Source organism: Kitasatospora sp. NPDC057518, from assembly GCF_042802075.1.
In the GTDB taxonomy this organism is placed as follows: domain Bacteria; phylum Actinomycetota; class Actinomycetes; order Streptomycetales; family Streptomycetaceae; genus Kitasatospora.
The window spans coordinates 1-9,222 of the sequence record NZ_JBHVEU010000352.1 but is presented as its reverse complement, the minus strand read 5'-3'; the positions used below and the strand labels follow the sequence as shown (position 1 = coordinate 9,222).

11 protein-coding genes are annotated in these 9,222 nt (G+C 74.1%); 2 read left to right on the top strand and 9 right to left on the bottom strand.

Going from position 1 to position 9,222, the window contains the following annotated elements:
• Nucleotides 1-93: 93 nt before the first annotated feature.
• From ACFU7Z_RS29085 to ACFU7Z_RS29065, 5 genes are all read right to left on the bottom strand, one after another.
• Nucleotides 94-2,742: a PKD domain-containing protein gene (locus ACFU7Z_RS29085; RefSeq protein WP_380780684.1), complete on the bottom strand. Its 2,649-nt coding sequence runs from the start codon at nucleotides 2,740-2,742 to the stop codon at nucleotides 94-96.
• A gap of 262 nt (nucleotides 2,743-3,004) precedes the next feature.
• Nucleotides 3,005-3,907, bottom strand: a complete 903-nt coding sequence (locus ACFU7Z_RS29080) for an NADP-dependent oxidoreductase (protein ID WP_380780682.1) — start codon at nucleotides 3,905-3,907, stop codon at nucleotides 3,005-3,007.
• 69 nt (nucleotides 3,908-3,976) lie between these two features.
• The gene (locus tag ACFU7Z_RS29075; protein WP_074003242.1) at nucleotides 3,977-4,159 is read right to left on the bottom strand and encodes a hypothetical protein; all 183 of its coding nucleotides are present in this window, start codon (nucleotides 4,157-4,159) and stop codon (nucleotides 3,977-3,979) included.
• Entirely contained in the window at nucleotides 4,156-4,383 is a 228-nt protein-coding gene (locus tag ACFU7Z_RS29070) for a hypothetical protein (RefSeq protein WP_049659115.1), read from the bottom strand. Before ACFU7Z_RS29070 ends, ACFU7Z_RS29075 begins: the two co-directional genes overlap by 4 nt.
• A 138-nt stretch (nucleotides 4,384-4,521) precedes the next feature.
• Nucleotides 4,522-5,244, bottom strand: a complete 723-nt coding sequence (locus ACFU7Z_RS29065) for a CHAP domain-containing protein (RefSeq protein ID WP_380780680.1) — start codon at nucleotides 5,242-5,244, stop codon at nucleotides 4,522-4,524.
• A 240-nt stretch (nucleotides 5,245-5,484) separates the two neighbouring features.
• Here ACFU7Z_RS29065 and ACFU7Z_RS29060 point away from each other — a divergent pair, with 240 nt between their 5' ends.
• Nucleotides 5,485-6,381 (top strand): DUF2690 domain-containing protein, encoded by an 897-nt coding sequence (locus ACFU7Z_RS29060; protein WP_380780678.1) that lies wholly within the window; start codon nucleotides 5,485-5,487, stop codon nucleotides 6,379-6,381.
• 162 nt (nucleotides 6,382-6,543) lie between these two features.
• Here ACFU7Z_RS29060 and ACFU7Z_RS29055 read toward each other — a convergent pair whose 3' ends face one another.
• From ACFU7Z_RS29055 to ACFU7Z_RS29040, 4 genes are all read right to left on the bottom strand, one after another.
• A complete protein-coding gene (locus ACFU7Z_RS29055; RefSeq protein ID WP_380780676.1) occupies nucleotides 6,544-6,834 on the bottom strand; it encodes a hypothetical protein in 291 nt (96 codons plus the stop codon).
• A complete protein-coding gene (locus ACFU7Z_RS29050; RefSeq protein WP_380780674.1) occupies nucleotides 6,819-7,034 on the bottom strand; it encodes a hypothetical protein in 216 nt (71 codons plus the stop codon). The genes ACFU7Z_RS29055 and ACFU7Z_RS29050 overlap by 16 nt, the downstream gene beginning before the upstream one ends.
• 236 nt (nucleotides 7,035-7,270) lie before the next feature.
• Nucleotides 7,271-7,411, bottom strand: coding sequence for a hypothetical protein (locus ACFU7Z_RS29045; RefSeq protein ID WP_380780672.1), 141 nt, complete (start codon nucleotides 7,409-7,411; stop codon nucleotides 7,271-7,273).
• 74 nt (nucleotides 7,412-7,485) lie between these two features.
• Nucleotides 7,486-8,214, bottom strand: a complete 729-nt coding sequence (locus ACFU7Z_RS29040) for a DUF4232 domain-containing protein (protein ID WP_380780670.1) — start codon at nucleotides 8,212-8,214, stop codon at nucleotides 7,486-7,488.
• Nucleotides 8,215-8,492: 278 nt separating this feature from the next.
• On the opposite strand from ACFU7Z_RS29040, the gene ACFU7Z_RS29035 reads away from it, so the two are divergent.
• Entirely contained in the window at nucleotides 8,493-9,044 is a 552-nt protein-coding gene (locus tag ACFU7Z_RS29035) for a hypothetical protein (protein ID WP_380742382.1), read from the top strand.
• Nucleotides 9,045-9,222: the final 178 nt, after the last annotated feature.

The window sequence follows — 9,222 nt, the reverse complement described above, 5'->3', positions numbered from 1 at the left end:
TCGCCCTGCCCGTCCCCCGTCTGCGGGCGTAAGGGGGGTGGGCCCGCCCCGGGGCCCGGGTGGGCACCCACCGGCGGTCAGAGGGCTACGGCGTCAGGACTGCGGCCAGGCGTCCGTGAAGTAGCCGAACAGGTCGGCGATGATGTCGGTGCTGCCGACGTGGTTGTAGATGTCGACCTTGCCGTCCGCGCCGACCGGCGTGGTGACGTGGTTGGGCACGGTCTGGCCGGCCAGCAGGTTGAGGTTGCTGGTGCCGGGGCGCGGGGCGCCGTGGGCGTGCACGGTGAGGTAGCTGTCCTCGGTGGTGTTGGTGGACGTCACGTTGAGGACGGCCGCCCGGGCGCCGGCCGGGATGCCGCCGACGACGGTGGTGCTGTCCGGGCCCGGCTTGGCGAACGGGCCGGTACGGGTGTCGGTCAGGCGGACGGGCACGGTCGGCGTGTACGTGGCCTTGCCGTTCGGGGAGTAGTACCCGAAGACGTCGAGGATCACGTGGGTGGAACCGTTGTGGTTGTACACGTTGACGGTGCCGTCCGGGCCGACCGGGACGATGACCTGGTTGGCCTTGTCCTTGCCGGGCTCCGGGTTCAGGTTGGAGCTGACCGGCTTGGTCCCGCCGCCCGCGTACACCTTGAGGTGGGTGTCGGTGGCAGTGTCGGTGCTGGTCAGGTTGAGCACCACGGACGTGGCGTCCGCCGGGACGCCGCCGACGCCCGCGACCTTCACCGCACGCGTCTCGCCGGACCCGAGCTTGCTGCTCTCCCGGGTGTCCACCAGCCGGCTCGGCGCCAGCGGAGTGAACAGGTCGCCGCCGTTGGGGCGGTAGAAGCCGACGACGTCGACGATCACCTCGGCGCGGCCGGAGTTGAGCAGGGTGCTGATCCGCTTGGCGTCGCCGATCGGCACGGTGACCAGGTTGGACGAGGTGCGGCCGGCCGCCACGTTGACGTTCGAGGTGATCGGGCGGGCCTGGCCGGTCGGCCAGACGGTGAGGTGGGTGTCCTCGGTGGCGTCGGTGACAGTCACGTTCAGGACGACCGTGGTGACGTTCCCCGGCACGCCGTTCGCCCCGGGCGCGCTGCCGGTCGGGACCGTGAAGGGCACCTCGGCGCCGCCCCGGAGGTCCAGGTTCGGGTCCTGGCGGGTGTCGACGAGCCGGTACGCCTCCGTGCGCAGGAACCCGGTCGGGGCGTACGCGGCCCGGAAGGGGTACGCGGCGGTGCTGGTGCGGCCGGCGGTGTCGGTGACCGTCACCGTGACCGTGTAGTCGCCCGGCGAGGCGTACCCGTGGACGACCGCGTCCAGGGTGTTCCGGGTGACGGCGGGGGTCCCGTCGCCGTAGTCCACCACGACCTTGGAGACCTGCCACGGCGAGGATGTCCCCGACAGGTCGACCCGCACGCCCAGCGGCGGGGCGTCGGCCGTGTCGAACCGGTCCGGGACGACCTGCTGGACGGTGGCGCCGGCGGTCAGCGGCCCGGGGGCCGTGACCTGCACCTGTACGCCGTACCCGCCGGTGAACGGCTGGCCGCCGCCGGTGTCCACGGTGACGTTCGCGGAGAAGGTGCCCGGCTTGGTGTAAGTGTGCTTGACCACCGGGGAGTTCGAGGTGACCGCCGGGGTGCCGTCGCCGAAGTCGTAGCGGTAGGTCATCACGGAGGTCGGCCAGTGGGCCTTCTCCGGGCCCGTGGTCGCCGTCAGCGTGATCTCGGTGCCGTACGGGGCCCGCTGCTGGTCGGCCGTCAACTGGGCCGAGGTTATGGGCTCCTGGCGCTCGGTCGCGCCGCGGTCGTGGTAGCCCAGGCCGGTGCCGAGGTTCGGCCGCGACGGGTCGTCGGCCGGGTGCGCGGCCGGCACGAAGCCCGGCGCGGTCTCGTCGGCGGAGTCGACGACCTCGCTGTTCAGCGCGCTGCCGGACTGCCAGCGCGGCACCACGTAGTCGTGCTTGCCGGCCCGGCCGTCGGTCGCGGCGGCGAGCGACTCGGGCGTCTGGTACCGGGTGCCGGCCCAGACGTACGGCGTGCCGTTGCCGGAGTTCGTCCAGTACGGCGCGACGGTGTTCGAGCCGGCCCGGGTGTCCTTCGCCGAGGCGGCGGAGACCACGATCTCCGCACCCTCGGGGTTCGGGCAGGAGTACGGCGCGGAGGGCGAGAAGTGGTTGCGCACCACGTTGTTGAAGAGGTTCGACCCGGAGGAGTCGCCGGCCAGCTCGATGCCGGCCGTGCAGCCGTCGGCCACCGTGTTGTTGGTGAGGGTCGTCCCGGGGCTGTCGACGGCCTTGATCCCGGAGGCCTCGGTGCGGACCACCGTGACCCGGCTGGAACCGGTGACCAGGACCTCCCGGGCGTGCATCGACTCCACCACGACGTCGTGCACACCGGACAGCCGCACGTCGCCGCCCACCGCGGTGCCGCCGGCCGCGCCCCGGATGGTGATGGGCCGGCCGGGCTCGCCCGACTTCGTGACCGCGGTGCCGGAGCCGAACGTGCCCCGGGCCACCTCGACGGTCTGCCCCGGCAGCGCCGCCGCGGCGGCCGCGTTGACGGAGCAGAACGGCTTCGCCGCCGTCCCCGTCCCGGAGTCCGAGCACGCCGGGTCCCAGGCGTCGACCCGCAGCACCCCGGGCGCGTCGGCGGCGGAGCCGGTGGTGGCGGCGGAAGCCGTGGTGGCGGCGGTGGGAATGCCACCGAGCACGGTGACGAGGCCTGCGGCGAGCAGGCCCTTGGTTCGGTTGGGGCGCACGGTGCGGTCCTCCGAGAAGGGACAGGAGTCTGACCTGGTGGGCACGGGCCCGGTCGGGTGGGTCAGGCCGCGTGGATCGCAGGCAGAGTAATTATGACGAGGGCTCCGACGGACTTGATCACCGCCCCCACCTGCGGTGTCGTATCCCATGAGGCGGGACCGGACGTCCCGGACAGTTCGGATGATTCGGACCGCCGAGGGCGCGGGCCGGGGCCCCGCAGGATCAGGTCGTCCTCTGCGGAGACCCGGCGTACGACCCCTGTCAGGCGTTGACCAGAACGATCTTGCCGGTCGCGTGGCCGCTCTCGCCGAAGTGGTGCGCCCGTGCGACCTGGTCGAGCGGGAAGGTGTGCACCTGGGGGAGCGCGAGGCGTCCGGTGGCGATGAGCTCGCCGAGGTCGGCGAGGACGTAGAGGGCCCGGCCGTCGTCGCCGCGGCTGAACGCCACCCGGTGCTCACGGGCGCCGGCGACGTCGGAGAGGGTGACGACGCGCTCGGGGCCGCCGGTGAGGTCGACGAGGTCGGGCAGTGCTCCGCTGCCGGCGACGTCGAGTGCGCGGTCGACCCCGCCGGGCGCGAGCGCGCGGACCGCCGGCACGAGGGTCGGGCCGTAGGCGACGGGTTCGGCTCCCAGCCCCCGGACGTACGCGTGCCTGGCCGGGCCGGCGGTGCCGATCACCCGCGCGCCGCGGGCCACGGCGAGTTGGACCGCGGCGCTGCCGACGTTGCCCGAGGCACCGTTGACGAGGAGCACGGTGCCGCCGCCCACGCCCAGCCGGTCGAGTCCGCGCGCCGCGGTCTCGAGGGCGGCGGGCAGGGCGGCGGCGTCGGCGAAGCGGACGGACGCGGGCAGCGGCGCCCAGTACGACAGCACGGCCAACTCGGCCTGGGCGCCCCCGTGTTCGGACAGGCCGACGACGCGGTCGCCGACGGACACGTCGGTGACGCCCTCGCCGACCTCGTCCACGACACCGGCCGCCTCGTGTCCCAGCGTCTGCGGCAGTCCCTCGTCCATCAGGCCCGCGCGCTTCTTCCAGTCGCTGGCGTTGACGCCGGCGGCGCGTACCGCGACGCGGATCCGGCCGGGGCCGGGGTGCGGGTCGGGAAGGTCCACGACCTCCAGGACCTCGGGGCCGCCGAAACGGCTGAACCGTACTGACTTCATCGTGGACTCCGTTCCGAACGGCAGCGGTGGGACACCGGGTTGAACACGGCGGCAGGCCGGTCCCCGCTGTCAGGCGAGGCGCTCGCCGTCGTAGAAGACGCCGCCGGTGGGCCCGTCGGCGGGCAGGGTCGCGGCCCAGGCGACCCACACGGCGCTCTCCGCGGCGGGCCGGTCCTCCTCGTCGATGACGACCCGGCCGCACCCGCCGACCGACCGGCCGGCGACTGACCGGAGCGGGGCCGCTCTCGTCACTCCGGCAGCGAGATGCCCAGTTCCCGCAGGCGGGGCAGGCAGGCTTCGAGGCACTGCTCCACCGAGGCGGCATCGGTGCGCACGAGGATGTCGTCACGCAGCGGGGCGCCGCTGGCCACGAACGTCCACGGCTTGCGCTGCTCCGCCATCCGTTCGGCGTCGGCCTTGAGCAGCACGGTGATGCCCTGTTCGGCCAGTGCTTCCATGATCGCCAGTACGTCCACCGGTGGTCTCCCCCTCGTGAAGTGCGTCGAAGGTGCTCGAACGCGCCACGGTGAACCTACCGGTCGAGGCCGGGCAGCGACGGCCAGGGCCCGGACGGATGATCCGCCCGGGCCCCGGCGCTGGTGGAGGCGGGCCGGTCAGGCGCCGGGCACGCTGACGTAGCCGGAGATGTGGAACTTCTGCCCACCGCCGCGGGCGTCCGCGGGCTTGACGTGGTGGTGCGTCACCTTGTCCCCGACGTTGCCCTCGACGGTGTCGATGGTGCCGTCGTGGTTGACGGCGACGACGACCCCGACGTGGCCACCCTTGGCGTAGGCGGGCGGACCGTAGACGACGAGGTCGCCGGGGACGGGGGTGTAGGGGCGCTCGCCGCGCGCGGGCTGCCGGTTGTGGAAGAGGTGGTGCTCCTGGCCCCACTTGCCGACGCCGCGTCCGGACAGGGTGGTCGGCGCGGGCTTCACGCCGGCCTGGTGCCAGGTCCAGTCGGCGAACGCGGCGCACCAGGCGGTCTTGGCGCACTTGCTCTGCTTCTCCGTCCCGTCGGCGTAGGCGAAGTACTTGTCGCACGTGCCGGTCTTCTCGGGATCCTGGCCGGCCGGGGTGATCTGGCCGCGGGCGATGGAGACGATCCGCTCGCGCAGCGCGGAACGGGCGGTGGCGCCGTCGGACACGGTGGCGGTGTCGGTCGCGGAGTCGGCGTCGGTGGCGGTCCGGACGGCGTGCGCACCGGCCGGGAGGGGGCCGATGGTGGCCGCGGCGGCGGTACCGAGGCCGCCGAGCGTACCGGCGGCCACCAGGGCGACGGCGGCGGTCCTTCCGGCGCGGCCCACGAGGGCGGCGAGCAGACGCGAGCGTGTCATGTTCATGATCTCTCCTTGGATGCGCCCTCCACCACCCCGGGCAGGCCGCGGCCTGCCCCGGAGACGGGAGGGGGTGGGGTTTCCGCCGGGGATGCGCCCTCCGGCCGACCACCACGATTGCACGCCCGACCGCCGGACTCCTACGCTGTGTGAACGCCTGGTTACCCATGCATATGCGGAGCGCCTCCGCACGGCCCTGACCTGGGCCTACGCACAGCCGAGGGAAGAGGAACCGAGCCGATGACGCACAACCGGCCGCCGCAGGCAGCCGATGAACCGGACCAGCCGACGGCCGCCGCCGCCCGCGCCGAACTGGCCCGGACGCTGCGGAGGTGGCGTCAGGAGGCCGGGAACCCCACCCAGGTGACCGTGTCCCGGCGCACCGCGATCGCCCAGACGACCCTCTCCCGCTACGAGAACCCCGACGGCAGGTACCCGGCACCGGAAGCGGCACTCCACTCCCTGGCCGCGTACTACGCGGTCGCCGACGGCGAGCTCGTCCGCGCGCTCGGGCTCAGGGCGGCGATCGACGGCGGAGCAGGCGGCGCGCAGCCACCGGAGCCGGTACCGGAGCCTGCGGCGGCGACCGCACCGGAGGCACCGGTGCCCGGCACTGAGCCGACGGCCGGTCAGGAGCCCGGTGGCAGGCGACGGAGCCGGGCGGCGTGGGCCGCCGGGGGCGCGGCCGTGGCAGCGGCCGCCGCCGGCGCGCTCCTCTACGCCCTGGCGGGCCCGGACACCGGCGCCACCGTCGCGCCCGCCCCGCGGGCGATGCCCGCACCCACGGCGGCCGCCTCCTGCGACGGGGCGTCCTGCCTGCACGTCGACCCGGTCGGCACCGTCTGCGACCGCGACGCCGCCACCGCCGCGGCCGACCGCGACTTCGGCGTCCTGATCGAACTGCGCTACAGCCCCTCCTGCCACGCCGCCTGGGCCAAGATGAGCGGCGGCTCCCCCGGCGACCGCGTCCAGGTCTTCGGCACCCCGCCCGAGCAGGAGGAGTACCGCCAGCAGTCCGGCCACGACGCCCACAGCAAGATGGTCCGCGCCGCCCGCCCCGCCGACGCCCGCGCCTGCGCCGTCGTCGACAACCGGGGCACCGTCTGCGCCGCACGCCGGGAAGCCCCCACGGGATGACGCGGGAGAGCGGGCACAGCCGGGTCGGCGAGCCGCTCGGATGGAAGCCGACGGTGACCGCCCGTCAAGGACGAACGGATCCGGCGTACTCCCCCCTCGCGATCCGGGGATACGAGGTCCAGACGTCGTCCCCGCGGCGCGCGGCGTGCTGAGGCCCACGGTTCACACACACGCCCGCAGTTCCGCGATGTCCAGCGGTGGCAGCCGTGACAGCTCGGCGTCGGCGGCGGCCGTGGCGACGGCGTAGCGGGAGTCGGCGAGGAGGGCCGTGACGGTGTCGGCGATCTCGTCGCGCGTCGCTGTGAGTTCCAGCGCGCGGCCGAGGCCGTGCCCGGCGAACGCGGTGGTGTTGCCGGGCTGGTCGGCGAGGACGCCCAGGCCCAGGACGGGTGTCGTCGCCTGCACCGCGTCGAGCAGGGAGGCCCGTCCGCCGTGCGTCACGAACAGGTCCACCTGACGCAGGATCGCGGGCTGCGGGACGTACTGACGACCATGATGCGGGGGTCCGCGCTCGGCAGGTCCCGCGCGAGGTGTCCGGCGGACACGATCGCCTCGCAGCCGGTCGCGGAGAGGGCGGCCATGACCTCCCGGTACACGCTCCTCACGATGCCGCGCAGACCGGGCATCGCGGTGGTCAGGGTGCCGAGGCTCACGTAGACGAGCGGGCGGGAGGAGGCGGGACGGTCCGGCCGCTCAGGGACGGTGGTCCGGAACGCCGCGACGGTGCGCCGGACCGCGCGGGCCGATGACGAAGTCGAGTGCGGACACGTGCGACGGTATCGGCTCGGCGGTGACGGCTATCCGTAGGGCCATGGGGACTCCAAGCAGCGTTCTGCGGGCGCGCGGAATCCGGGCCCGCTTGCCGAGGTCGGCGGGTTGCGACGGGGCGTCAGGAACCGGCACCGGGTGACGGCGGCTTCCTCGACGGGGCCGGGCCCGGACCGTCCTGACGGCCCAGGACGAGGACCTGGAAGGCCGCGCCGCCGTAGGCGACCAGGAGCCGGGCGATCCTGCGGGGCGTGCTGCGCATGCTGGTGTGCCTGCTCTCGTAGGGTGCTGTCGGTCTTTCGGAGGGTGCTGTCGGCTTGTCGGAGGGAGCCCGGGTCACCAGGAGACGGCGTCGTCCAGCGACTGCTGCCAGTAGCCGACCTTGAGGGAGTCGTCCACGTAGGCGCCCTCCGCGGGCAGCGACGGGTGGGCCCCGGTGCCGACGCTCTCGTTGCCGGAGGGGCCGTGGAAGTAGACGGTCAGCGAGTTCACGGTGTGGCCGTTCGAGCCGTCGGTGCCGTCGGTGGAGGACAGGTTCACGGAGGCGTAGCCGGACTCGCCGGGCTGGAGGGTGACGACGGCCTGCGGCTTCGAGTCGGTGATGACGGGGGGTACGGACTGGGCCTCACCGAAGCGGACGGCCGGGTAGCCGTAGAGGTAGCAGGTGCCGGAGCCGGTGTTGGTGACCGTGAGCAGCAGGTGGTTCACGGGGCGGTTCAGCGGGGCGGCCGTGGTCGCGGTGTTGGAGCCTTCGCAGGTGGCCGGCTCGGCGGCCGCGGGGGCGGCGGGGGTCTTCGGCGTCGGGGTGCCGGTGGCGGGCTTCGGGGCGGTGGGCCGGGGTGCGGCGGCCGGCTCCTGACTGGCGGACCCGGTGGTGCCACCGGCGTCGGCGGACGGGGCCATGGAGGTCGAGGCGGACGCAGCGGCGGGCGTCGCAGCCCTGAGCGAGGGGCCGGTCGCCGTATCGATGACCCCGCTGTCGTTGCACGCGGTGAGCGAGAAGGCTGCGACCACGACGCTCGCGGCGGCGCTGACCAGACGGGTGCGGGAGGTACGGACGGACATGTGGTCGTGCCCCTTTCGGCATGGGCTCGGGTGCTGCGTCGGTCGGACGGCCGAAGCCTGCGCGACGGTCCGTCCCAGCCGCCACGTCTGGCGCCGCACCAGGGAGGGTGGGACGGCGAAGGGGGCTCTGACCAGCGGGAACGAGGCCGGCCTGGAACGCCGGAATGGGACGCGGAGGGCACGGGCGAGAGGACGGACGGGGCGGCTGCCGGAGGGCACGGGGCCGAGGCGCCTCGCGTGTCGTCGGGCCTCGCGAGCGCGTCTAGGGTGTGGGAGCTATGCGACTGGTCGAGATGGAGACAGCCCGGCAGGACTGGAAGGGCATGCTGTGCGGCTGCGGCGGTTCGGCGGAGCACCTGGCCCGGGATCTGCTGCGGCTCGCGGGCGGGGGGTCCGGGGCGGAGCCGGGCCAGGTCGACCTCGAATGGCATGTCTGGTCCCCGGTCGTCCTGTGGGAGCCGGCTCCCGCGGTGGCGTCCGTTGCGCTGGCGGCACTGGCCGATGACGTCGCACCGGCGGCCCGCGCGCGGTTCCTCGAGCTCCTTCAATGCCTGGTGGCGGGCGAGGGCACGGACGCGGAGTCCGCCCGACGAGGACTCGATCTTCCGGAGCTGTGCAGAAACGTTGCCGCGCAAGGTCTCTGGCTGCTCTACGGGGAGGTGATGGCGAATCGGTCCCTCGTCGGGGCGGGCACCGCCTTCGAGATCCTCACGGTGGTGGAGCCCGACAGGGCTCGCCTGCACCGTGTCCGGGAGCTCGCGGCCGACTGGCTGCCCGTGTGCTGCCGGACCGGCCTGTGCGATGACGACCTGTGGGCCCTCGACCGCTGACCTCGCCGGAGCCGTGGCCGCGCTGCCGTGGACGAGCCGCGCTGCCCGCTGCCGGGCGTCCGCGGCTCGTCTCCCTTCCGGAGGACGGGGTCAGGGGGCCGGTGACCGCTTGCCCGACACCCCGGCGGCTCGGTGGCACAGCTCGACGAGGGAGCCGAGGAACTGGCCGCCGTACGCG